The sequence below is a fragment of the Enterobacter sp. WCHEn045836 genome, assembly GCF_003965585.1.
GTDB classification, from domain to species: Bacteria; Pseudomonadota; Gammaproteobacteria; order Enterobacterales; family Enterobacteriaceae; genus Enterobacter; species Enterobacter dissolvens.
This window is the reverse complement of the sequence record NZ_RXPT01000007.1, coordinates 88,684-111,702: the sequence shown is the minus strand read 5'-3', so window position 1 is coordinate 111,702 and position 23,019 is coordinate 88,684. Positions and strand designations below refer to the sequence as shown.

General features: G+C 56.2%; 21 protein-coding genes. 4 read left to right on the top strand and 17 right to left on the bottom strand.

The window, feature by feature from the left end; genetic code table 11:
- Window positions 1–572: 572 nt before the first annotated feature.
- The 10 genes from nth to blr form a co-directional block, all read right to left on the bottom strand.
- Window positions 573–1,208: an endonuclease III gene (gene nth, locus EKN38_RS10970; RefSeq protein ID WP_014831640.1), complete on the bottom strand. Its 636-nt coding sequence runs from the start codon at window positions 1,206–1,208 to the stop codon at window positions 573–575.
- A complete protein-coding gene (locus tag EKN38_RS10965; protein ID WP_014831641.1) occupies window positions 1,205–1,891 on the bottom strand; it encodes an electron transport complex subunit E in 687 nt (228 codons plus the stop codon). Before EKN38_RS10965 ends, nth begins: the two co-directional genes overlap by 4 nt.
- Window positions 1,888–2,514, bottom strand: a complete 627-nt coding sequence (rsxG, locus tag EKN38_RS10960) for an electron transport complex subunit RsxG (RefSeq protein ID WP_014831642.1) — start codon at window positions 2,512–2,514, stop codon at window positions 1,888–1,890. The genes EKN38_RS10965 and rsxG overlap by 4 nt, the downstream gene beginning before the upstream one ends.
- Window positions 2,515–2,524: 10 nt before the next feature.
- Entirely contained in the window at window positions 2,525–3,577 is a 1,053-nt protein-coding gene (rsxD, locus tag EKN38_RS10955; protein WP_014831643.1) for an electron transport complex subunit RsxD, read from the bottom strand.
- On the bottom strand, window positions 3,578–5,599 hold the full coding sequence (gene rsxC / locus EKN38_RS10950; protein ID WP_014831644.1) for an electron transport complex subunit RsxC: 2,022 nt from the start codon (window positions 5,597–5,599) through the stop codon (window positions 3,578–3,580).
- On the bottom strand, window positions 5,592–6,170 hold the full coding sequence (rsxB, locus tag EKN38_RS10945) for an electron transport complex subunit RsxB (protein WP_014831645.1): 579 nt from the start codon (window positions 6,168–6,170) through the stop codon (window positions 5,592–5,594). The genes rsxC and rsxB overlap by 8 nt, the downstream gene beginning before the upstream one ends.
- Window positions 6,170–6,751, bottom strand: a complete 582-nt coding sequence (gene rsxA / locus EKN38_RS10940) for an electron transport complex subunit RsxA (protein ID WP_014831646.1) — start codon at window positions 6,749–6,751, stop codon at window positions 6,170–6,172. Before rsxA ends, rsxB begins: the two co-directional genes overlap by 1 nt.
- 76 nt (window positions 6,752–6,827) lie before the next feature.
- Entirely contained in the window at window positions 6,828–7,268 is a 441-nt protein-coding gene (locus EKN38_RS10935; protein WP_014831647.1) for a DUF2569 domain-containing protein, read from the bottom strand.
- A gap of 87 nt (window positions 7,269–7,355) precedes the next feature.
- Window positions 7,356–7,571 carry a transcription modulator YdgT gene (ydgT, locus tag EKN38_RS10930; protein WP_013096896.1) on the bottom strand — a complete coding sequence of 72 codons (216 nt, stop codon included), beginning with the start codon at window positions 7,569–7,571 and terminating at the stop codon, window positions 7,356–7,358.
- 233 nt (window positions 7,572–7,804) lie between these two features.
- On the bottom strand, window positions 7,805–7,930 hold the full coding sequence (blr, locus tag EKN38_RS10925) for a division septum protein Blr (protein WP_170289847.1): 126 nt from the start codon (window positions 7,928–7,930) through the stop codon (window positions 7,805–7,807).
- A 243-nt stretch (window positions 7,931–8,173) separates the two neighbouring features.
- Here blr and EKN38_RS10920 point away from each other — a divergent pair, with 243 nt between their 5' ends.
- Window positions 8,174–9,214: an oxidoreductase gene (locus EKN38_RS10920; protein ID WP_014831648.1), complete on the top strand. Its 1,041-nt coding sequence runs from the start codon at window positions 8,174–8,176 to the stop codon at window positions 9,212–9,214.
- A gap of 44 nt (window positions 9,215–9,258) precedes the next feature.
- On the opposite strand, the gene add is transcribed toward EKN38_RS10920, so the two are convergent.
- The 3 genes from add to malX form a co-directional block, all read right to left on the bottom strand.
- Window positions 9,259–10,260 (bottom strand): adenosine deaminase, encoded by a 1,002-nt coding sequence (gene add / locus EKN38_RS10915; protein ID WP_014831649.1) that lies wholly within the window; start codon window positions 10,258–10,260, stop codon window positions 9,259–9,261.
- A gap of 96 nt (window positions 10,261–10,356) precedes the next feature.
- Window positions 10,357–11,529: a MalY/PatB family protein gene (locus tag EKN38_RS10910; protein WP_014831650.1), complete on the bottom strand. Its 1,173-nt coding sequence runs from the start codon at window positions 11,527–11,529 to the stop codon at window positions 10,357–10,359.
- Between the two features lie 47 nt (window positions 11,530–11,576).
- Complete coding sequence (gene malX / locus EKN38_RS10905; protein ID WP_014831651.1) at window positions 11,577–13,169, bottom strand: maltose/glucose-specific PTS transporter subunit IIBC; 1,593 nt, start codon at window positions 13,167–13,169, stop codon at window positions 11,577–11,579.
- A gap of 178 nt (window positions 13,170–13,347) precedes the next feature.
- Here malX and EKN38_RS10900 point away from each other — a divergent pair, with 178 nt between their 5' ends.
- On the top strand, window positions 13,348–14,376 hold the full coding sequence (locus EKN38_RS10900; RefSeq protein ID WP_014831652.1) for a Mal regulon transcriptional regulator MalI: 1,029 nt from the start codon (window positions 13,348–13,350) through the stop codon (window positions 14,374–14,376).
- 86 nt (window positions 14,377–14,462) lie between these two features.
- Here the strand turns inward: EKN38_RS10900 and EKN38_RS10895 are convergent, their stop codons facing one another.
- Entirely contained in the window at window positions 14,463–15,995 is a 1,533-nt protein-coding gene (locus EKN38_RS10895; protein WP_014831653.1) for a YdgA family protein, read from the bottom strand.
- 98 nt (window positions 15,996–16,093) lie between these two features.
- Complete coding sequence (gene manA / locus EKN38_RS10890; RefSeq protein ID WP_014831654.1) at window positions 16,094–17,269, bottom strand: mannose-6-phosphate isomerase; 1,176 nt, start codon at window positions 17,267–17,269, stop codon at window positions 16,094–16,096.
- 197 nt (window positions 17,270–17,466) lie between these two features.
- Between manA and fumA the strand changes: the two genes are divergently transcribed.
- Window positions 17,467–19,113 carry a class I fumarate hydratase FumA gene (gene fumA, locus EKN38_RS10885; protein WP_014831655.1) on the top strand — a complete coding sequence of 549 codons (1,647 nt, stop codon included), beginning with the start codon at window positions 17,467–17,469 and terminating at the stop codon, window positions 19,111–19,113.
- Window positions 19,114–19,250: 137 nt separating this feature from the next.
- Entirely contained in the window at window positions 19,251–20,645 is a 1,395-nt protein-coding gene (gene fumC / locus EKN38_RS10880; RefSeq protein ID WP_014831656.1) for a class II fumarate hydratase, read from the top strand.
- On the opposite strand, the gene tus is transcribed toward fumC, so the two are convergent.
- A complete protein-coding gene (tus, locus tag EKN38_RS10875; RefSeq protein ID WP_014831657.1) occupies window positions 20,646–21,575 on the bottom strand; it encodes a DNA replication terminus site-binding protein in 930 nt (309 codons plus the stop codon).
- Window positions 21,576–21,648: 73 nt separating this feature from the next.
- The gene (rstB, locus tag EKN38_RS10870) at window positions 21,649–22,947 is read right to left on the bottom strand and encodes a two-component system sensor histidine kinase RstB (RefSeq protein ID WP_014831658.1); all 1,299 of its coding nucleotides are present in this window, start codon (window positions 22,945–22,947) and stop codon (window positions 21,649–21,651) included.
- Window positions 22,948–23,019 lie beyond the last annotated feature (72 nt).

Sequence of the window (23,019 nt, the reverse complement as noted above, 5' to 3'; positions counted from 1 at the left end):
CGTGATGGCCGTAGTCCATCCGCCTTATAGTTATATTGGGAGGAGAAACGGCGGGTAATGTTCACTATCCTGACCCGTCTGGCAATACGTTTGTAATAATCTGTTACATATAACTGAGCCGCTATAATCCTCGGTTTATGCAAATGTTATTCAGCGTTAAATTTTATACGATGAGTATTGTTAGGTTTTTTGACTGCCATATGCCCTCTGCTCCCGCTATCAGGCGATATGTTCTGCTATTTGCCGCTAATTGTAGTCATATAGCCCATATTCTGAAAAATGGGTGGTTTTATCTGTGGTCCTTGAGGGGTTATATCTTGTCTGGCAAAGGGTTTGGGTTGGTTTTGACAACAAAAAATCAACATGAAGTTATCAGAGTGATCCCGATCACAGATGTATAGAAATTTTCGGTAGTGAAAAAAGTATTAACCTGTTTGAGCGTTAAATGACCGAATAATTGACAGGGTGAAAGCGCACCGGTACGGACAATTTGCGGTCAAAAGGAAGGTTTTTAGTTAAGCCTTCCTTTAGTAAGGTCTTGATGAGGCGAAAGGAAAAGCAGGAGAGGGCAATCAGGGATACACTTTTTCTTTATATTCGCAGAGATCTTCGATGATACAGGAGCCGCAGCGAGGCTTTCGGGCAATGCAGGTATAACGGCCGTGCAGGATCAACCAGTGATGGCAGTCGACCTTAAATTCGGCGGGAACCACTTTTAGCAGTTTCTCCTCCACCTGTTCGACATTTTTACCCGGCGCAAAGTTGGTCCGGTTAGAGACGCGGAAAATATGGGTATCCACGGCGATGGTCGGCCAGCCAAACGCGGTGTTAAGTACCACATTCGCTGTTTTGCGGCCTACGCCCGGCAACGCTTCCAGCGCCTCACGATCTTCGGGCACTTCGCCACCGTGACGCTCCAGCAAAATACGGCAGGTCTTTATCACGTTCTCCGCTTTGCTGTTAAACAGGCCAATGGTTTTGATGTAGGACTTCACCCCTTCCACACCCAGCTCCAGCATGGCTTTTGGGGTGTTGGCCACCGGATAGAGCAGGGCGGTGGCTTTATTCACGCTCACGTCGGTGGCCTGGGCTGAAAGCAGCACTGCGATCAGCAGCTCAAACGGTGAGTTAAAATTCAGCTCTGTCGTTGGATGAGGATTCTCGTCCCGCAGACGTGTCAGGATCGCAATGCGCTTGTCTTTATTCATGAGGCTTTCTCGGGTATCCCTTCCTGCACGCTACGCTCAGCCGCGCGGCGCTTACGTTTTTCATCAATCAGGTATTTTATCGCCAGCATCATGCCAAGGCCAATAAACGCGCCCGGCGGCAGCATAGCCAGCAGGAACGGCGTATCCGTATGGAACACCTCAATGCGCAAGACTTTGGCCCAGCTTCCCAACAGCGCGTCTGCGCCGTCAAAGAGCGTACCGTTGCCCAGGATCTCACGCAGTGAGCCCAGAACGAACATGGCGCCGGTGGCGCCCATCCCGATGGCGAAACCATCCAGAGCGGACATTGCCGGGCTGTTCTTCACGGCAAAGGCTTCTGCACGGCCAACCACGATACAGTTGGTGACGATCAGCGGAATAAAGATCCCCAGTGACTGATACAGACCGAACGCATAGGCGTTAATCAGCATCTGAACGACGCTCACCACCGACGCGATGATCATAACGTAAATCGGAATACGGATTTCCGATGGCGTCCAGCGGCGCAGGGCGGAAATGGAGAGGTTGGTCAGAGTCAGTACCAGCGTGGTTGCCAGACCCAGACCCAGCGCGTTGGTGGCGGTGGATGTCACCGCCAGCAGCGGACACATCCCCAGCAGTTGAACCAGGGCGGAGTTGTTCTTCCACAGCCCCTGGACAATGACCTCTTTAACCTGGCTCATGATGACTCCTCACAGGCCGGAAGATTGTTGATCTGCGCGGGCAGCGTTTCTGCATACAGCCCGGCTCGTTTTACGGCATTCACGACGGCACGCGGGGTAATGGTGGCCCCGGTGAACTGGTCAAACTCGCCGCCATCTTTCTTCACGGCAAACGCCGGATCCGCTTCGCCGTGGATCACTTTACCGGCGAAGTGCAAAATCCAGTCGCTCAGGCGGGTTTCAATTTTATCCCCAAGGCCTGGTGTTTCATGGTGCTGAGTCACGCGGGTACCCAGTACGGTACCGGAAAAATCGGTACCCACCAGAAGCTGAATGGCACCGGAGTAACCATCAGGGGCCGTGGCTTCCATAACCGCGCCTACCGCTTTATCTCCTTTACGGGCGATAAAGAGACGATGCGGGCCTTTGCCCAGTTGCGGTGCCTGCACCACGAAGCAGCTTTTCTGCAGGTCATTATCGTAGAAATCAGGCGGGATCACCTGATCGAACAGCGCCTTTTGCTGCTTGGCGGCCTGTTCATCAATGGTCGTTTTGGTCAGTTCGTTCACCAGCGCCGTCAGCCCGGTCAGGACTGCGGCGAAAACAGCCAGCGTGACGCCGTGTTTTTGCATTGTTTTCAGCATCGCGAAACCCTTAACGATGGCCGTACACGCGCGGGCGCGTGTAGTAGTCAATGAGCGGAACGGTGATGTTGGCAAGCAGGACAGCGAATGCCACCCCGTCCGGGTAACCGCCAAAACTGCGGATCAGCCACACCAGCAAACCGGCCAGCGCGCCAAAGATCAGGCGGCCACGGTTGGTGGTCGAGGCGGTCACCGGGTCGGTCAGAATAAAGAAGGCGCCCAGCATGGTCGCGCCAGAGAGCAGATGCATTTGCGGGCTGGCCAGGGACTCAGGAGAGAACAACCAGCCCAGCGTGGAGCAGACTGCCAGCGTGACAAGGAAGCTGACCGGAATATGCCAGCGGATCGCTTTCTGCTGCAGCAGGAACAGGCCGCCCAGCAGATACGCCAGATTAACCCACTGCCAGCCCGCACCCGCCAGCACGCCGCTGTAGATAGCCGACTTCATGATCTGCTCAACGCTGTGCCCGGCATGCAGGGCGGTTTTAAACGTGTCGAGCGGTGTGGCCTGGCTGATACCATCCACGCCCATACGCAACGTGTTCATATCGCCACCGGACGCCGTATGACCGGTAAAGATCACATGCAGGGCATCCATAAAACCAGGCACGGTGGCGGCGATCTCATGCGGCGGCAGCCAACTGGTCATTTGCACCGGGAAGGAGATCAGCAGTACCACATAGCCGATCATCGCCGGATTAAACGGGTTATGGCCCAGTCCACCGTATAACTGTTTGGCAATAATCACCGCAAACACGGTACCGAGCACGACCATCCACCACGGCGCAAACGGTGGGATACTGATGGCCAGCAGCAGACCCGTCAGCAGGGCCGAGTTATCGCTGAGGATACGGGAGACGTGCATCTTACGCAGCTTCAGCACCAGCGCTTCTGCCGCTACGGCGCTGGCACAGCCCAGCACTAACTGGAACAGGGTTCCCCAGCCGAAAAACCAACACTGGACGGCAATGCCAGGCAACGCGGCCAGGCAGACCAGCATCATAATGCGCGACGTCTGGCGCTGGTTATGGGTGTAAGGGGAACTTGCGATTCTGAAAACCATTTAATCCTCGTTAACTGCTTGCTGTGCGGCTTTCTTCGCCTGAACGCGTGCAATCGCGGCGGCGACTGCGGCTTTGCGTGGATCGTCGTTTGCGGCCGGCTGCTGTTCTTCCTGCTGCGCCGCTTTACGGGCTTTAGCGCGGGCGATAGCCGCTTCGACTGCGGCTTTACGCGGGTCGACCGGTGCCTCTTCTGCGGCCGGTTGCGGCTGCTGGGCCGCTTTACGCGCTTTGGCTCGGGCTATCGCGGCTTCCACCGCCGCTTTACGCGGATCTACGGGCTCCTGCTCAACGACTACCTGCTGCTCTCCCGCTTTACGGGCCTTCGCGCGGGCGATGGCGGCTTCAACGGCCGCTTTACGCGGATCGACGTTGGCTTCCGGTTGCGCGGTCTGCGCTTTTTCTGCCTGACGTGCGCGGGCCGCGGCCTTACGCGCTTCACGGGCGGCAATGGCTTCGCTGTTATCCGGTTTCTCGCCAGCCGGGATCACGACAGGCTGCGCCGCCGTTGCTTTTTTCTCGCGAACGCGAGCCAGCGCCGCGTTAATGGCATCCTGATCTTTCTCGCCGGGCTGAACGGCAGCCTGCTTATGACGCTCCTGACGGGCCAGTTTTTCGCGCTCCAGTCGAGCCTGGCGCGCTTCAAAGCGGGCTTTCGCTTCGGCGGCGCGTTTTTCTTCCATCGAGATGGCATAAATTTCAGCCTTCTCCTGACGGAAGTATTGCACCAGCGGAATGTTGCTTGGGCAGACCCAGGCACAGGCGCCGCATTCGATGCAGTCGGCCAGGTTATGCGCTTGCGCTTTATCGTGCAGCTGGCCTTTGCTGTACCAGTACAACTGCTGCGGAAGCAGATCCGCCGGGCAGGCATCGGCACAGGCGCTGCAGCGGATGCAGCCTTTTTCTTCCTGCTCTTCACCCATTTCGGTCGCAGAGGGGGCGAGCAGACAGTTAGTGATTTTTACGACCGGGACGTCCAGCCACGGCAGGGTAAAGCCCATCAATGGGCCGCCCATGATCACCATCTGATCGCTGCCGGGACAGAATCCGGCCTGCTCCAGAAGATGACGAACCGGTGTACCCAGACGCGCCCAGACGTTGCCCGGACGAGAAACGGACTCACCCGTCAGCGTCACCACGCGTTCGGTCAGGGGTTCACCGTCAATCACCGCGCGTTTCACGGCGTAGGCGGTGCCTACGTTTTGCATCAACACGCCAATATCAGAAGAGCGGCCGCCGTGGGGAACCTGTTTCCCGGTGAGTATTTGCGTCAGCTGTTTCGCCCCGCCAGAAGGGTATTTGGTCGGAATGACGCGCAGACCAATATCGTGGCTACCGGCGAGCACCGCACGCAACATGGAGATGGCCTGCGGTTTGTTGTCCTCAATACCAATCAGCACTTCGCGCGGTTGCAGCACATGGGCAAGAATACGGATCCCTTCCACCACCTGCGCGGCACAGTCCTGCATCAGGCGGTCATCGGCGGTGATGTAGGGTTCGCATTCGGCGGCGTTGATAATCAGCGTCTGAATTTTATCGCCGCCACCGCGCAGTTTGACGCCGGTCGGGAACCCTGCGCCACCCAGCCCGGCAACGCCGAACTGATGGATACGCTCGATGAGCGCTTCCCGGCTGTGAGCGCGGTAGTCACTCCAGCCATCGCGTTCGAACCAGCGGTCTTCGCCGTCGGCTTCAATAATGACGCTCAGCTCGGAGAGGGCTGACGGATGTGCCACGGTGTGAGGGGTAATCGCCACCACTTTACCGGATGTCGGAGCGTGGATCGGCAGCATACGTCCGCGACCAAAGGTCAATGGCTGGCCGCGAAGGACGGTATCGCCTTCTTTTACACACAGTTCGCCCTCAGCACCAATGTGCTGCTTCAGCGGCATAACGAAACGGGTCGCCAGCGGAATTTGACGCAGCGGCGTGCCGCTGGACTGGGTTTTCATCTCCGGCGGATGGATGCCGCCGTCAAAGTCCCAAATCTTCTCTTTTCTGAAAGCAGAAAATAACTTAAGCATGTTGTTCCACAGGAATGTTGCGAACCGGAATGGTTTGAAGGTCCCACTTCCAGCTTTCGGTAGTCGTTTCAACCGGGCGCAACTCGATACATTGCGTCGGGCAGGGCGCCACGCAGAGGTTACAGCCGGTGCACAGATCCGCCACGACGGTGTGCATGGCGCGGGTTGCGCCAACAATGGCATCGACAGGGCACGCCTGAATACATTTGGTGCAGCCAATGCAGTTCGCTTCGTCGATTACGGCAAGGGCACGCACGGGCTCCTGCACATCCGCATCGCCATCAACCGGCTGCGGATCAACGTTAAGCAGGGCCGCAATTTTCAGCATTACCGCTTCGCCACCGGGCGCACAGCGGTTAATTTTCTCACCCTGAACACCCACGGCTTCTGCATAGGGGCGACAGCCAGGGTAACCGCACTGCCCACACTGGCTTTGCGGCAAAAGCTCATCAATTTTTTCAACAACAGGATCGTCCTCTACCGCGAAACGGCGGGAGGCGTAACCCAGAATAAGGCCAAACACCAACCCCAGCACGCTGATGGAGGCGATGGCTATCCAGATGGTATTCATTACAACTTCACCAGACCACTAAAGCCCATAAAGGCCAGAGACATTAAACCTGCGGTCACCAGCGCAATCGCGTTACCGCGGAATGGCGCAGGGATATCCGCTGCGGCGAGGCGCTCACGAATAGAGGCAAACAGCACCATCACCAGCGAGAAACCGACGGCGGCGGAAAAACCGTACAGCGCCGACTGCATGAAATTGTGCCCGAGATTAATGTTCAGAAGCGCCACGCCGAGAACGGCACAGTTGGTGGTGATCAATGGCAGGAAGATACCCAGCAGGCGATAGAGTGCCGGGCTGGTTTTGCGCACCACCATTTCGGTAAATTGCACCACAACGGCAATGACCAGAATAAAGGCCAGCGTACGGAGATAGACTAAACCCAGCGGGATGAGGATCCAGGTATCAATCAACCATGCGCAGATGGACGCCAGCGTCATGACGAAGGTTGTCGCCAGCCCCATGCCCATTGCCGTTTCCAGCTTTTTGGACACGCCCATAAACGGACACAGGCCAAGGAACTTCACCAGAACGAAGTTGTTAACCAGCACAGTGCCGACAAAGAGCAGTAAGTAATCGGTCATTATTCAGCCTGAAATAAAAAAGCCGCCTATTATCGGATAAACCACAACAGGCGACAACAGGTTAACTGTAAGGTTATTACGGGTTCACGAAGGTGTTCTTCACCCGCGTCGAACGCTTGAAATAAGGCACCAGAAGCGCCGCAGCCAGTAAGGGGAAAAGCAGCTGACGAACGGCCAGGGCATCCGAAACCGGTGAAAAAGCAAAGGCTTTCACCGCCAGCAGCACGGAAACCAGCAGCCAGATTATGTAGTGCTTCGGCACACTCTTGCGACGTTTAAAGAACGCAATGGTCAGCCACAGCGTGTAGTACCACATTGCGATCGCGAAGACGAACGACACGAACCACAGGGTAATATTCAGCACACTTTGCGACATCAGGGTCTGGATTGCATGAGGGGTAACCAGCGCGGTGGTATAAAGCAGCAGCGCAAGTGAGGCGCTTAATAATGCAACCAGCAGCCATGCCAGTGGGGCGATTAACCAGCCTCCAATTCTTTCTCCAGGCGTTGCGGTCATGAACTCTCCCATAAATCTGCGCGAAATGTTGTACAGCCAGTTTGCAGGGCGGAGAGTATATAACATTTCGCGCGGATGGCTACTTTCTTATAAAACGTAACGCCATACGGACTTGGGCACTTCGCCGACGTTAAACAAACGCCCGCCGGAAACCAGCTCCGCACGGCGATGGTCCGCAGCACGATACATATTGATGATGTCCTGATTATCCGACAGCGTGTAGTTCAGGTGGTCAAACAGTTTTTCCAGGCTCTCAAGGGAATTGATCTTACGAAATTTTAATAAATAGTCCTGAACTGTCATATTAATAAGTTTCCATATAAAAGTGAGTCATACCCGTAAAGGTAATTCGTTTGAATAATAAACGGATTAATAAAGACGTAAACTGCCCACTCAGGTAACGCGACTAAATTAGGAGTTTTCTTTGCTGAAAGATTCAGGCATCAGATGATGCCTGGAAGAGAAGGTTAACCGTGTTCACCAGGACTGGCAATACGTAACTGACATATTGTGTCACTCTTTATTGCCGTAACCGGTTACTTAGGTTGCGCGACAGTGGCAGGCTCCGGCGGTTGGTAGTTATCGATATGGCTGGCAACGCCGAGCAAAATGACCGATACCCCAAGAACAATCCATCCCGCTAATTCAATGATTCGATTAATAATTGACGTCATAATTCGTGCTTGTAATTTATCCATAAATACCGGTTGCAAATGTTACAGCGACAGTTGGTTGACAGCAAGTGCTTTGGGAACGGTTCCCTTAAACGCAATCAGAGGGTTAAACCCATGTAACAAAAACAACCGGTGCAGGATGCTATTTTAAGTCATATGGCACATGCTTAATCTGTTATGAAGCCAGGTTAGCCAGTGTGAAATAAGAACATCACAGGAGAGGGCAGTATTATGAGTGATAGCATCCGTGTCGGACTTATTGGTTTCGGCTATGCGAGCAAAACATTCCATGCGCCGTTAATTGCCGGCACGCCTGGAATGGCGCTGGCGGCCGTTTCAAGCAGTGATGCGACTAAAGTACATGCCGACTGGCCTGGCGTGCCGGTTGTCTCTGAGCCTAAGCACCTTTTCAATGATCCGAATATTGATTTAATTGTGATCCCCACGCCGAACGACACCCATTTCCCGCTGGCGAAGGCTGCGCTGGAAGCCGGTAAGCACGTGGTGGTGGATAAACCCTTTACCGTGACGCTGTCTCAGGCACGCGAGCTGGACGCGCTGGCGAAAAGCCTTGGCAGACTGCTGTCGGTGTTTCATAACCGCCGCTGGGACAGCGATTTTCTGACGGTAAAAGCGCTGCTCAGCGAGGGAACGCTCGGGGAAATAACCTTTTTTGAATCGCACTTTGACCGTTTCCGGCCGCAGGTGCGAAACCGCTGGCGTGAACAGGCCGGGCCAGGCAGCGGCATCTGGTACGATTTAGCCCCGCATCTGCTCGACCAGGCCGTGAATCTGTTTGGCCTGCCGGTAAGCATGACGGTTGACCTGGCTCAGCTCAGACCCGGCGCACAAACAACCGATTATTTTCATGCCGTTCTGAGCTACCCGCAGCGCCGGATAGTGCTGCACGGAACGATGGTCGCGGCTGCGGAATCGGCCCGTTATATCCTTCACGGCACGCGCGGCAGTTACGTGAAGTTTGGCCTCGATCCGCAGGAAGAGCGTCTGAAAAACGGCGAGCGTCTGCCACAGGAAGACTGGGGATATGATATGCGCGACGGGGTGGTGACCAAAGTGGAGGGGGAGACGCTGGTGGAAGAAACCTTGCTGACGATCCCGGGGAACTACCCGGCATATTATGCGGCCGTGCGTGATGCGCTGAACGGCACGGGGGAAAACCCGGTACCAGCCAGCCAGGCGATTCAGATCATGGAGCTGATCGAACTGGGCATTGAATCTGCCAAACATCGCGCCACGCTCTGTCTGGCATAAGTTTTGTAGGCCGGGTCGGGCGTAGCCGCCACCCGGCAAAGGGGTTACGCGTTTGCCACCTTATCCCTAAGCGCCTGCTTCTCTTCCGGCGTGAGGAACGCCATCTCCAGCCCATTCATCTGCGCCTGGCGGATCTGCTCGCGGCTCAGGCCCGCCTGTGGTGCAGCGACCGTATACTCGTGGATAATGTCCACGCCCTGTACCGCCGGATCGTCCGTGTTGAGCGAGGCCAGCACGCCGTGTTCGAGGAAGGTTTTCAGCGGATGCTTATCCAGTGCGGACACGGTGCTGGTCTGAATATTTGACGTCAGACAGGATTCAATGCCGATACGTTGCTCAGCCAGGAAGTCCATCAGGGCGCGATCTTCCACCGCTTTAACACCGTGGCCAATACGCTCGGCACCCAGTTCACGGATGGCCTGCCAGATGCTTTCCGGACCCGCCGCTTCACCCGCATGAACGGTAACATGCCAGCCGGCATCACGTGCGCGGTTGAAATGAGAGAGGAACAGACTGCCCGGGAAGCCCAGTTCATCCCCGGCCAGGTCGACTGCGGTGATCGCGTCACGATGCGCCAGCAGCGCTTCCAGCTCCTGCAGACAGGCCGCTTCGCCGAAGGTACGGCTCATGATGCCAATCAGACGGGCCTGCACATCGAAGGTTTTACACCCTTCACGGACACCTTCAATCACAGCTTCAACCACGCCTGCAACCGGCAGACTGTGGGTCATCGCCATATAGCCTGGCGAGAAGCGCAGTTCGACATAATGCAGGCCATTACGGGCGGCATCTTCGATGTTCTCAAAGGCGACACGGCGACAGGCATCCAGCGTGGCCAGCATCTTTACACCCCAGTCGAGTTTGCTCAAAAAACTGACCAGGTCCGGTTCATTAGAGGTGACCTGAACGTGCGGGATCAGGGTTTCAAGCGATTGAGCAGGAAGCGTTAAATTATACTGGCGGCCAAGATCGAGGATGGTTTGGGCACGAATGTTACCGTCAAGGTGACGATGAATATCTGTTAAAGGCAGGCGTGTATCAATCATGGTCGCACTCTTTTCTGGTTAAAGTGCGCCACATTATAAAAACAAAACGAGGTAAAAAGCTATTTGCGCAAGGGAATATTCCGTTGCGCAAACAAACTACAGGAGCGTGTTGATACCCGCAATCAGCCGCTGCACCCCTTGTTCCAGCTTGCTGTGCGGGCAGCCAGCATTCAGGCGGATGAAACCATTGCCTTCGTTTCCGTAGGTATATCCCGGCATAATGGCGACTTTCTGTTGCTCAATCAGCACCTTTTGCAGGGCGCGATCGTCAATGTTTAGCGGGCGCAGGTCAATCCAGGCGAGATAGGTCGCCTCGGGAGGCGTCCAGTTGAGTGTCGGAAAAGCGCTGTTCATCTCACGTGCGATAAATTTCAGGTTCTCTTCCAGATACTCGCGCAGCGCGGCAAGCCATGGCTCACCCTGCTGATAGGCGGCAATATGGGCCGTCAGTGCCAGCACGGAGGGGGAGGAAAGACCATCACGGCCTTTTAGCGCGCCCAGATACGCATTGCGGCTCTCTTCATCGCCTATCAACCCATATGCGCCGGTCAGTGCCGGGATGTTAAAGCTCTTTGAGCCCGAGGTCAGAAGCGCCCATTTGCCGCGAGCCACCGTATTCCATGGCGTGTGGCGATGATCTCCCCAGACCATGTCCATATGAATTTCATCGCTGATCACCGCCACGCCATAACGCGCGCACAGCTCAGCCATGTGCGTCAGCTCCTCCCGCGTCCAGACCTTGCCGGTCGGATTTTGCGGGCTGCACAGCAGCAGTATTTTGTTTTCCGGTTTCGCCAGGGCGGCCTCAAGCGCGGCCATATTTCCCTGCCATCCCGTCGCCTGTTTTTCCATAGCAACCGGCACCACGTGACGCGCATTGCCTTCAATGGCTTTATAAAACGCGTCGTAAGCCGGGGTATGCACCACCACACCGTCACCCGGCATCGACCACAGGCGAATCAGTTCAGAGACCATGTAGATAACGGAAGGGCCATAAACGACGGTTTCCGTCTCAATCCGGCTGTTAAAACGTTGCCGGAACCAGTGCGACACTGCTGCCAGGAACTCATCGTTTTTCCAGCGGCTGTAGCCAAACACGCCATGATCAATACGTTGATGTAGTGCCTCGATAATGCAGGGGGCGGTGGCGAAATCCATATCCGAGATCGTAAAGGGCAGCAGGTCGGCGGTACCAAAACGGTCAGCAACATAATCCCACTGTGTACACCAGGTGCCGTGGCGATCGACAACGGTCGAGAAATCAAACATGACGTACGTCCTTAAAGTAAAACCCCCTCAGCGTGAGGGGGGAGGCATCAGGCTTCGACTGTGCGCATCAGGGTGGCCAGTTCATCTTTGACCGACTGCACCTGCGGGCCGATAACCACCTGCAAATTGTGTTGATTCAACTGTACCACGCCGATTGCCCGGTTGGCTTTCAGGGCGTTGGTATCCACTTTCGACATATCCGCCACCGACAGGCGCAGACGGGTAATGCAGTTATCCAGAGAGGTAATATTATCCGCACCGCCCAGCGCCGCCAGAATTGCGGGGGTGTTATAGCCCGACTTGCCCACGGTACCGGCAACCGCCTGTTCAACGCTGGTGGCGGTTTCGGCATCGCGGCCTGGCGTTTTCAGGTTAAAACGGGTGATGGCGAAGCGGAAGATCCCGTAGTACACCACGAACCAGATTGCCGCCACGACCGGCACCAGATACCACTTGGTGGACAAACCGTGCAGGATGCCGAACACCACGAAATCAATCACGTTGCCGTCAGTGTTGCCGATGGTGACGCCCAGTACCGCCATCACGGTAAAGCCCAGACCGGTCAGCACAGCGTGGATGAGATACAGCACGGGCGCGACAAACAGGAACAGGAATTCGATGGGCTCAGTCGTACCGCCGACCACGCAGGCGATCACCCCGGAAATCAGCAGTCCTTTGATTTTATGACGGTTTTCCGGGCGGGCGCAGTGGTACATCGCCAGCGCCGCGCCGGGCAGACCGCCGAGGAAGGCTGGCATTTTGCCCTGTGACAGGAAGCGGGTCGCACTCTCAGAGAAGCCATGAGTGGTCGGGCAGCTCAGCTGCGCCTGGAAGATGGTCAGCGCGCCGCTCACATCATGGCCACACACTTCCATGGTACCGCCAGCTTCGGTGAAGCGAATCAGCGCCACCAGAATATGCTGCAGGCCAAACGGCAGCAGCAGACGTTCGCCAGTACCGAAGATCATCGGGCCAAAATCGCCCGCGCCGTTAATGATACGGCCAATACCGTTGATACCGAGCGCAAAGACCGGCCAGATCAGCGGGATGATCAAACCAAACAGCCCCATGACCACGAGGGTGATAATCGGCACAAAGCGGGTGCCGCCGAAAAATGCCAGTGCATCGGGGAGGCGGATATTGTGGAAACGCTCGTGCAGCATCCAGATAATGACCCCCGCGATCACCGCGCCGAGGATCCCGGTGTCGATGGACTGAATGCCAATCACGCTCTGAATGTTATTGGCTTTCAGCACCGCAGCATCAGTCGTGGGCAGAATACCTTTGGCGGTCAGCCAGAAGTTCACCGCGAGGTTCATCACCGCGTAGCCTACAAAACCGGCGAACGCCGCCACGCCTTTGTTCTCACGTGCCAGACCCAGCGGGATGGCGATACAGAACATCACGGGCAGGAAACTGAAGGCAAAGGAGCCGACCTTACTCATCCAGATAAAGATCGCCTGCAGCACAGGGGTACCGAGGAACGGGATCAGCGTGATGACGTCCTTACTGCTGAGCGAGCTGCCGATCCCGAGCATGATCCCGCAGAACGAGAGAAGCGCCACGGGCAGCATAAAGGTTTTACCCAGTTGCTGGAAAAACTCCCACAGCGATATTTTTTGTGCTGTTTTCGCCGTCATAAAACGACTCCTTTATGGTTAAAATCAGTTTGTCTGCTTCAATGCTGCGAGAAGATAAAACGTTTTATCAAACTTTAGTGCGCGCTAAATCACATTCCCAGGCTTTCACTGGTAGTATAAAGATAACGTATTGATAAAACGTTTTACCGATCTCATTATCAGGGAGTCACGCCAAGACATGGCTGTAGCGAAAAAGATCACCATCAACGATGTTGCCCTTGCGGCTGGCGTTTCCGTCAGCACCGTTTCACTGGTCCTTAGCGGGAAAGGACGCATCTCTCCTGCGACCGGTCAGCGTGTCAACGAGGCGGTTGAACAACTGGGTTTTGTGCGTAACCGCCAGGCATCGGCCCTGCGCGGCGGGCAAAGCGGGGTGATTGGCTTGATTGTACGTGACCTGACGTCCCCCTTTTACGCCGAACTGACCGCCGGGTTAACCGAAGCGCTGGAGGCGCAGGGACGCATGGTGTTTCTGCTCCACGGTGGGCGCGAGGCGGACCAGCTTCTTTCCCGGCTCGACATGCTGCTCACCCAGGGCGTCGATGGGGTGATTGTTGCCGGAGCGTCGGGCGTCAGCAGTGAATTGTGCGAACGTGCGGCCGCAAAAGGCGTGCCGCTGGTCTTTGCGTCGCGAGCCAGTTATCTGGATGAAGCCGATACCCTGCGACCAGACAACATGCAGGCGGCACAAATGTTGACCGAACATCTTATTCGTCGCGGTCATCAGCGGATTGCCTGGCTCGGCGGTAAAAGCTCGTCGTTGACCCGCGCCGAACGGGTGGGCGGTTATTGCGCGACGCTGATCAAGTACGGTTTACCGTTCCACAGCGAGTGGGTGGTGGAGTGTGAATCCAGTCAGAAAAAAGCCGCAGAAGCGATCGGTGCGCTGCTACGCAGCAGTCCGACGATAAGCGCCGTGATTTGCTATAACGATGTGATTGCGATGGGGGCCTGGTTTGGTCTGATCCGCGCCGGCCGTCAGAGCGGCGAGGGCGGGGTTGAAACTTTCTTCGACCATCAGGTGGCGTTAGGGGCATTTGCCGACGTTGGCGAGAACGCGCTGGACGATCTGCCCATTGTCTGGGCCACGACCCCTGCGCGGGAGATGGGTTACACGCTGGCGGACAGGATCATGCAGCGCATTGAGAACGCCGAGGTGCAGGCCGGGCACCAGATTGTGGCGGCGCGTTTGGTAACGGTGAAATAATCCAGAGCACGTTGCGGATCGTAGGCCAGATAAGGCATCGCCGCCACCCGGCAATAAAAAACCCCTCATGCGAGGGGTTTTGTCGTTTACTGCTGCGGCGCCGCAGGTTCGGCTGGCGCTGCCGGTTCAGCCGGTTCCGGCATGCCCAGGGCAGGCATACCAAACATGCCGACAAAGTCCTCCAGTGGCATTTTGTCACCGTTGAGCGTCACCTGGCCGTTGGCATACTGCAGGCTGGTGGAAATCGTATTGTCGTCCACCTTCGTGATACGGAACATCTGGCCCATCGCCGCCAGGCCTTTCACCTGCTGGTTTGCCAGCTTGCCGGCATCGTCATCGCCGTACCCTTCAAGCTTCGCAATCTGAGTCATAAACTCGGTCGCCATATCCATTGGGATCGTCAGCTTGCTGTCCAGAGACTTCACGCTGCGATCCACTTCCTGGGCCAGCGTTTGCGGTTCGCCCGTTGCCGTTGCCGGATCTTTCAGGAACAGCGACAGGTTAAAGCTGGTTTCGCCTTTACTGTTTTTCCAGCTCAGCGGAGCGACGGTGATCACCGGTTCACCTTTGAGCAGGATAGGCAGGTTGTTGAACAGCACGGCCATCGCCTGCTGCTGATACACTTCCGGGTTCTGCTGCAGGGCGGCATCGGTCAGCAGCGCCTGGCTCTCTTTGCTGTATTTCTGGCTGAATTCATGCCATGCCTGACCGTCAATATTGCCGATCTTCAGCGAAAGCTTGCCGGTACCCAGATCCTGATTCTGCACTTTCAGGCTCTTCAGGGTGTAATCCAGCTGAGTGTTGATACTCTTACCGTCTTTGGAGACATCCGATTTACCATCAACGTCCATGCCTTCCAGCACGGCCATCTCTTTACCTTCAATCGCAATGGCAATCTTATCAATCGAGAGTTTCTGATCGCCGATACGCTCTTTGAAGTCGGTCATGCGGCTGTTGCCGTCTGCTTTCAAATTGTTGAAGGTAATTTGTACCTTCTGATCGTATTCGTTAACGGCGTTGACCAGACCGCTTTGCGCTTCCCCTGTCAGGGAGAGCACGTTCCCTTCGCGGTCAGCATCTACGGTGAAGTTGCCACCGCTGAAGGTGACTTTCTCGTTCTCTTTCTCGTAGTTCAGCGCCTTCAGCGCGATATTCGAGCGGGTGTCACCGGCATAGCTGATGCGGGTATCCACTGCGAAAGGTGATTCATTTTTTGCCAGCTCGAACAGCGGCTTAGTTAAGTCGTTATTCACCAGCACGGTGTGAACGGACGCCATCGAGGGGATCAGGTTAAAGGACTTCAGCTGCGCCAGCGGGAACGGTCCGTGACTCACCACCTCATCCAGCACCACCGTCTGGCCCGGCTTCAGCCAGCCGTTTTCATTTCCGGCAACGGGCTTCACCACAAGCTGCATATGGCTGGTGAATACCCCGCGCTCATAATTCTGATAGCTCAGCTCTACACCCGCTTCCGGTGCGCCACGCTTAATTTGGCTGTTAGCCTGTGCCACCATCTCAGCCAGACGGCTCTCCAGCTGCTTCCCGGTAAACCAGGATGCTCCCGTCCAGACTACGCCTAACGCTACAATCACGCCTACCGCTACGACCGATTTTTTCATTGCGACTATCCCTAAAATGAAACCAGGCGGTAGAAACCGCCCGGAGATATAAAGCCTGCCACTAGCTTAGCAAGAGTTGTTAAAAAATTCAGTAGTGTCTATAGCTTATTAAATACGCGCGCCAGGCGACCGGTACCGCTCACGCTGACCGGGGACTCATTAGCAGCAACGAATGCTGACTCACCGGGCTTAAGCACCAGACGCTGTTCGCCTTTATGCAGAGTAGCCTCGCCCTCAACGCAGAACAGGATGGCCGCGCTCTCCTGCGCGATGGTCGTTTCGGTCTGGCTGAGGTCGTGCAGGGAGAAAGCAAAATCGTCAACCGGAATAGGGAAGTCCAGCTCTGCGCCATTTTTGACGGGCTGAGTAAGCAGCTCGGCAGCCGGTTTCGCCACGAACTTCACGTTAGCCACCAGTTCAGGAATGTCGATATATTTCGGCGTCAGACCCGCGCGCAGCACGTTGTCGGAGTTGGCCATTACCTCCAGCGCCACACCCTGCAGGTAGGCGTGCGGGGTTTCCGCGAACAGGAACATGGCTTCGCCAGGGTTGAGCTTCACCACGTTCAGCAGCAGCGGGGAGAACAGGCCGCTGTCGTCCGGGTAAAACGCAGAAATCAGTCGGATGGTGTCCCATGGTTCGCCCTGCTGGTCGTTCAGCGCCGCTTTCAGCACCGCCAGGGCGTGGGATTTCTCGTCGCCCTGCATGTTGAGCAGGCTGGCGAACAGCTGGCTCAGGCTTTCCGCGTTCGGGGTTGCCAGGAAATGCGCGATAGCGTTATGCGCTCCTGCGACCGGCTGCAACAGCGAGATGATCTCGGAGAACTCGCGGAACGCGTTCATCGCCAGGAAAGGGGTCAGCGCAAAGACCAGCTCCGGCTTGTGGTTCGGATCTTTATAGTTACGCTCGGCGGCATCTAACGGGATACCGGCCGCATTCTCTTTTGCAAAGCCAATTTCAGAGGCTTTCTTGTTCGGGTGAACCTGGATGGAGAGAGGTTGATCGGCACACAGCACCTTAAACAGGAACGGCAGCTCGCCAAAACGGCTGGCCACGCTGTTGCCCAGCAGCGTGGCTTTATCGGCATCAATGACGTCGCGCAGCGCGCGCACCTGGCCGCTGGCATCTTCAACTTTTGAGCTGCTCTTCGGGTGGGCGCCCATCCACAGTTCTGCCATCGGCAGGTTGTCCGGGTTCGCGATACCGTAGAGTTCCGTTAACGCAGTTTTACTTCCCCAGGCGTAGTTTTGCACTGAGTTGATGAGTTTTTGCATTATCAAGCCCTGATTCAAATGTGGAATAAACTCCGGGTATTAAAGCAATAAACCACATGGAAGTAACCTGCGGATGTAAAAAGTCGTACTAGTCTCAGTTTTTGTTAAAAAATTGTGTAGGATAAGCTGACTCGCTTTTAAGCGGGCAGCGGAACATCTGCCCAAATAATCAGACTGAAGCAGTAAGTGAGAGAACAATGTCGAACAAACCCTTTCATTACCAGGATCCTTTCCCGCTCGGTAAGGATCAGACCGAATATTACCTGTTAACCCGCGATCACGTCTCTGTCTCTGAGTTTGAAGGGCAGGAGATCCTCAAAGTCGATCCGCAGGCGCTGACCTTACTGGCGCAGCACGCCTTCCACGACGCCTCGTTTATGCTTCGTCCTGCGCATCAGCAGCAGGTGGCCGATATCCTGAGCGACCCGGAGGCCAGCGAAAACGATAAGTATGTCGCGCTGCAGTTCCTGCGTAACTCCGATATCGCGGCAAAAGGCATTCTGCCGACCTGCCAGGACACCGGTACGGCCATCATCGTGGGTAAAAAAGGCCAGCGTGTCTGGACCGGTGGCGGCGATGAAGCCGCGCTGGCGCACGGTGTCTATAACACTTACACCGAAGACAACCTGCGCTACTCGCAAAACGCGGCGCTGGATATGTATAAAGAGGTCAACACCGGCACCAACCTGCCTGCGCAGATTGACCTCTACAGCGTGGACGGTGACGAGTATAAATTCCTCTGCATCGCCAAAGGCGGTGGTTCAGCCAACAAAACCTACCTCTACCAGGAAACGAAAGCGCTGCTCACACCGGGCAAGCTGAAGAACTATCTGGTGGAAAAAATGCGTACCCTGGGGACCGCAGCCTGCCCGCCATACCATATCGCCTTTGTCATCGGCGGCACGTCGGCGGAAAGCACCCTGAAAACCGTGAAGCTGGCATCGACCAAATACTACGATGGCCTGCCAACCGAAGGTAACGAACACGGCCAGGCGTTCCGTGATGTTCAGCTTGAGCAGGAGCTGCTGGAAGAAGCGCGTAATCTGGGGCTCGGCGCACAGTTCGGCGGTAAATACTTTGCTCACGACGTGCGTGTGATCCGTCTGCCGCGCCACGGCGCATCCTGTCCGGTGGGTATGGGCGTTTCATGTTCGGCGGATCGTAACATCAAAGCGAAGATCAACCGTGAAGGCGTATGGATCGAAAAACTGGAGAACAACCCGGGTAAATACATTCCGGAAGCGCTGCGTAAAGCCGGTGAAGGTGAAGCGGTTCGCGTTGACCTGAACCGTCCGATGAAAGAGATTCTGGCGCAGCTGTCTCAGTATCCGGTCTCGACGCGTCTCTCCCTGAACGGCACGATCATCGTCGGCCGGGACATCGCCCATGCGAAGCTGAAAGAGCGCCTGGACAACGGCGAAGGGTTGCCGCAGTACATCAAAGATCATCCGATCTACTACGCGGGCCCGGCGAAAACGCCAGAGGGTTATGCCTCCGGCTCATTAGGCCCAACCACTGCAGGCCGCATGGACTCCTATGTTGACCAGCTCCAGGCCAACGGCGGCAGCATGATCATGCTGGCGAAGGGCAACCGTAGCCAGCAGGTGACGGACGCATGCCACAAGCACGGCGGGTTCTACCTGGGCAGTATCGGTGGCCCGGCGGCGGTGCTGGCGCAGGGCAGCATCAAGAGCCTGGAGTGCGTGGAATACCCGGAACTGGGTATGGAAGCGATCTGGAAAATTGAAGTGGAAGATTTCCCGGCGTTTATCCTGGTGGATGACAAAGGCAATGACTTCTTCAAGCAGATCCAGTCCTCTCAATGTTCGGCATGTGTGAAGTAAGCTAAAAAGCCGGGTGGCGGCTGCGCCACCCGACACCAAAAAGAGCGCACAAAGCGCCATAACGTTTCTCAGAAGTCATCAATACTTATCTCTTAAGCATGTGAGCAATCCCATCTTTAATTATCAAGGAGAAAGTAATGACAACGCATCGCCGTGAGAAAGACTCGATGGGCGCGATCGACGTTCCGGCCGACAAACTCTGGGGGGCGCAAACCCAGCGCTCACTTGAGCATTTCCGCATTTCAACTGAAAAAATGCCCGTCTCGCTGATTCAGGCGCTGGCGCTGACCAAACGTGCCGCCGCCAAAGTAAACCTGGATCTGGGCCTGCTGGCGGCTGACAAAGCCAACGCCATCATCAATGCCGCCGACGAAGTGCTGGCGGGCAAGCACCCCGATGAATTCCCTCTGGCCATCTGGCAGACCGGGTCCGGCACGCAGAGCAACATGAACATGAATGAAGTGCTGGCCAACCGCGCAAGCGAGCTGCTGGGCGGCGTGCGCGGTATGGAGCGTAAGGTTCACCCGAACGATGACGTGAATAAAAGCCAGAGCTCCAACGATGTCTTCCCGACGGCAATGCACGTGGCGGCGGTGATCGCCATCCGTGAACAGCTGATCCCGCAGCTAAACGTGCTTAAAACCACCCTTAACGAGAAAGCCCAGGCCTTCAGTGATATCGTCAAAATCGGGCGTACCCACCTGCAGGATGCCACGCCGCTGACCCTTGGGCAGGAGATATCCGGCTGGGTGGCGATGCTGGAACACAATCTCAAACACATTGAGCACAGCCTGCCGCATCTCTCTGAGCTGGCGCTGGGCGGTACGGCGGTGGGGACGGGGCTAAATACCCATCCGGAGTACGCGGTGCGCGTGGCGGAAGAGCTGGCCGCGATCACCGGACAACCGTTTGTTACCGCGCCCAATAAGTTTGAAGCGCTGGCAACCTGTGATGCGCTGGTTCACACGCATGGTGCGCTGAAAGGGCTGGCGGCATCCCTGATGAAAATCGCCAACGATGTGCGCTGGCTGGCCTCTGGCCCGCGCTGCGGCATTGGTGAAATCAGCATCCCGGAAAACGAACCGGGTAGCTCCATTATGCCGGGCAAAGTGAACCCGACGCAGTGTGAAGCCATGACTATGCTCTGCTGTCAGGTGCTGGGAAATGACGTGGCCGTCAACATGGGCGGTGCGTCAGGCAATTTCGAGCTGAACGTCTATCGTCCGATGGTTATCCACAATGTGCTTCAGTCTGTGCGTCTGCTGGCGGACGGCATGGAGAGTTTCAACGCGCATTGCGCCTCCGGCATTGAGCCGAACCGCGAGCGAATCAGCCAGTTGCTCAATGAGTCGCTGATGCTGGTGACCGCTCTCAATACCCACATCGGCTACGACAAAGCCGCTGAGATCGCCAAAAAGGCGCATAAAGAGGGGCTGACGCTGAAAGCCTCTGCGCTGGCGCTCGGCTACCTCACGGAAGCCGAGTTTGATGCCTGGGTTCGCCCTGAAGCGATGGTCGGCAGCCTGAAATAGTCACGTCGCCACATACAGGTGCAGCCGGGGAATAATCAGCTGCAGCGGCTGCGCCTGAGGCTTATAGCGATGCTGAACGTTTTCCGCATCGTAATTCAGCAGTTCGCCAATGTCCGGTACCACGGCGCCCTGATCGGCATCATAGAGCGCAATCAGCGGCGTTGGGCAGGCGTACTGGATCTGCTTTTGCTGGCCTGAATACCAGACGCGGGCGATAGGCTGCACCTTTACCGGGCGTTTAATCTTCAGGCGCGTTTCAGCGGGCAATGACGCGATGCTGTGATACTCCTGCTCCAGGCGCTCAATCCACTGCTCGCGCGACCACGGAGCCACGGTGCGCGGCGCTCTCAGGCTTTTTTCCAGCTGGGCCAGGATCTCGTCCCGGGTAAAGTTTTTGATAATGTGCTTGTTGGCCCAGCCGAAGCGAAGCGTGGCGGGCTGACGCAGTACCGTCAGCGTACGGTAGGCATTCAGGGTGATTAAACCCGGAAGCTGGCGGTGCACCCACTCAAAGCGGGCGGCTGGTGCCAGGCCTGACTCTTCGGTAATGATCTTTTCAAATGCCGCTTTCAGGGTATTGATGTGCGTAATCTGGGTTTCCAGCGCCTCACGGGTTCCGGCATCCGTTTGCAGGCAGATCACCCCCGGCAGGCGAACGGCCGCCTTGCTGCTGCGGTTTTCTGACTGCTGCTGAATAAACAGGCGACGATAGTGCTGTAGCGCCAGATCCCGCGCGGATTGACCGATATGCTGTTTGACGTCGATGGTTTGCAGCGGATCGTGCTCTGCGCCTTTCGCCACCTCCGGAAGGGTAAAGACCCGTGCGGCCAACAGGCGGCAGGCCTGCAGGCGCTCGGTCAGCGTTAACTGCTCATGCTCCATCTCCCGAAAGGTGCTGTTCAGCCTTTCGATAAGATCGTATGTCGCCATGTGAATCCCCATTAGTTACAACATACTCATGGTATAGCACAGCACACCGGGTCAGGCCAACGTGCGGTTAAGGTCAGGCAGGAACAGGAAGGGCGATGTTATGGTATACCGGCCAGCTAAAGCAGAAGCATGCGCCACCAAGTTCACTCTCCCCGCAATGCACCGTGCCATTCATCGCCTGCGCGATGGAGTGGACAATCGCCAGCCCCAGACCACACCCTCCCGTCGCACGGTCGCGGCTTGGATCGAGACGCACAAACGGTTCGAACACGGTCTCACGCGCGTCCGGGGCGATGCCGGGGCCATCGTCTTCCACCGTCAGACGGGCCTGGTTTCCCTGCAAGTCCAGGCCAATCCGCAGCGTGCTTTCGCTATAGCGCATGGCGTTGTTCATCAGATTATCCAGCACTCGCTCCATCAGACGCATGTCCAGCGCGCCGTAATCTCCCGGCGTGACGCGCGTTAACAGGGTGCGTTGCGGATTGACGCTCTGGACGTCATCAATATGCGTTCGTAACCACGCGGGCAGGTCCGGCGTACTGAGGTGCAGTTCATTTTGCGGACGGTCAAGGCGGGCGTAGGTCAGCAGCTCCTCAATGAGCGCTTCAAGCTGGCCGATGTCGCGGTTTAACGCCTGCGACTCTGCCGCCGTGAGGTTTTCGCTCATCTCCAGCCGATAGCGCAGCCGCACCAGCGGCGTACGCAGTTCATGAGCAATCCCGTCGATCAGCTGTTTTTTACTGGCAATCAGGGCATTGATATTATCGGCCATCTGGTTAAACGCCACGCCCAGACGTTCAAAGCTGGACCCGCTGTCAAAGTGAATACGCTCGGTAAGATGCCCCTCGCCAAAGCGCTGCGCGGCGGATTCCAGTTTCAGCATGTCCTGCCAGTGCGGGCGCATCCAGATAAAGACCGGGAAGGCGAGCGAAATGGCGATAAAGGCCATCAGGGCCATATCCAGCAGGCGCATCTGGTGCAGATAATAGAGATAGGGGACCGGCCCCACGGCCAGCACATAATGGCTGCGTGGAATGCGCTGGATAAAGGTGTATTTCTCATCCAGTGCCACGATATCCCCGTCACGCAGGCGCTGCATGGCGGGCGGATCTAAATCGAAATCCTTCAGCGGCTCGATGCGCAGATCGAACGACAGGTTCAAATCCAGCTCTTTTAAGGTTCTCGCCCAGTCATGTGGTGGAATTTCACGCAGTTCGCTGCGCATCAGATAAAGTGAGCTTTTCATCAGATCATCCAGCGACTGTCTGCCCGCACGTTCGGCAGTGAACTTATAGACCAGCCCGACCAGCATGGTCATCACCAGGAAGCAGACAAACAGCAAAAGATAAAACTGCACAAAAAGCTTTTTCATGAAATCCCACCGAAAAAACGATACATGCAGAATATACATGAAAAATCGCCCGGTGTTTTCACGTCTGCCGCA

Excerpts from the sequence above, each read along its gene's own strand:
- malX (WP_014831651.1), bottom strand. The coding sequence starts at position 13,169 with ATGACGGCGAAAACAGCACAAAAAATATCGCTGTGGGAGTTTTTCCAG.
- rsxB (WP_014831645.1), bottom strand. The coding sequence starts at position 6,170 with ATGAATACCATCTGGATAGCCATCGCCTCCATCAGCGTGCTGGGGTTG.
- fumA (WP_014831655.1), top strand. The coding sequence starts at position 17,467 with ATGTCGAACAAACCCTTTCATTACCAGGATCCTTTCCCGCTCGGTAAG.
- tus (WP_014831657.1), bottom strand. The coding sequence starts at position 21,575 with ATGGCGACATACGATCTTATCGAAAGGCTGAACAGCACCTTTCGGGAG.
- EKN38_RS10910 (WP_014831650.1), bottom strand. The coding sequence starts at position 11,529 with ATGTTTGATTTCTCGACCGTTGTCGATCGCCACGGCACCTGGTGTACA.
- rsxG (WP_014831642.1), bottom strand. The coding sequence starts at position 2,514 with ATGCTGAAAACAATGCAAAAACACGGCGTCACGCTGGCTGTTTTCGCC.
- EKN38_RS10965 (WP_014831641.1), bottom strand. The coding sequence starts at position 1,891 with ATGAGCCAGGTTAAAGAGGTCATTGTCCAGGGGCTGTGGAAGAACAAC.
- rsxA (WP_014831646.1), bottom strand. The coding sequence starts at position 6,751 with ATGACCGATTACTTACTGCTCTTTGTCGGCACTGTGCTGGTTAACAAC.
- rsxC (WP_014831644.1), bottom strand. The coding sequence starts at position 5,599 with ATGCTTAAGTTATTTTCTGCTTTCAGAAAAGAGAAGATTTGGGACTTT.
- EKN38_RS10935 (WP_014831647.1), bottom strand. The coding sequence starts at position 7,268 with ATGACCGCAACGCCTGGAGAAAGAATTGGAGGCTGGTTAATCGCCCCA.
- ydgT (WP_013096896.1), bottom strand. The coding sequence starts at position 7,571 with ATGACAGTTCAGGACTATTTATTAAAATTTCGTAAGATCAATTCCCTT.
- EKN38_RS10920 (WP_014831648.1), top strand. The coding sequence starts at position 8,174 with ATGAGTGATAGCATCCGTGTCGGACTTATTGGTTTCGGCTATGCGAGC.
- rsxD (WP_014831643.1), bottom strand. The coding sequence starts at position 3,577 with ATGGTTTTCAGAATCGCAAGTTCCCCTTACACCCATAACCAGCGCCAG.
- fumC (WP_014831656.1), top strand. The coding sequence starts at position 19,251 with ATGACAACGCATCGCCGTGAGAAAGACTCGATGGGCGCGATCGACGTT.
- rstB (WP_014831658.1), bottom strand. The coding sequence starts at position 22,947 with ATGAAAAAGCTTTTTGTGCAGTTTTATCTTTTGCTGTTTGTCTGCTTC.
- nth (WP_014831640.1), bottom strand. The coding sequence starts at position 1,208 with ATGAATAAAGACAAGCGCATTGCGATCCTGACACGTCTGCGGGACGAG.
- EKN38_RS10895 (WP_014831653.1), bottom strand. The coding sequence starts at position 15,995 with ATGAAAAAATCGGTCGTAGCGGTAGGCGTGATTGTAGCGTTAGGCGTA.
- EKN38_RS10900 (WP_014831652.1), top strand. The coding sequence starts at position 13,348 with ATGGCTGTAGCGAAAAAGATCACCATCAACGATGTTGCCCTTGCGGCT.
- manA (WP_014831654.1), bottom strand. The coding sequence starts at position 17,269 with ATGCAAAAACTCATCAACTCAGTGCAAAACTACGCCTGGGGAAGTAAA.
- add (WP_014831649.1), bottom strand. The coding sequence starts at position 10,260 with ATGATTGATACACGCCTGCCTTTAACAGATATTCATCGTCACCTTGAC.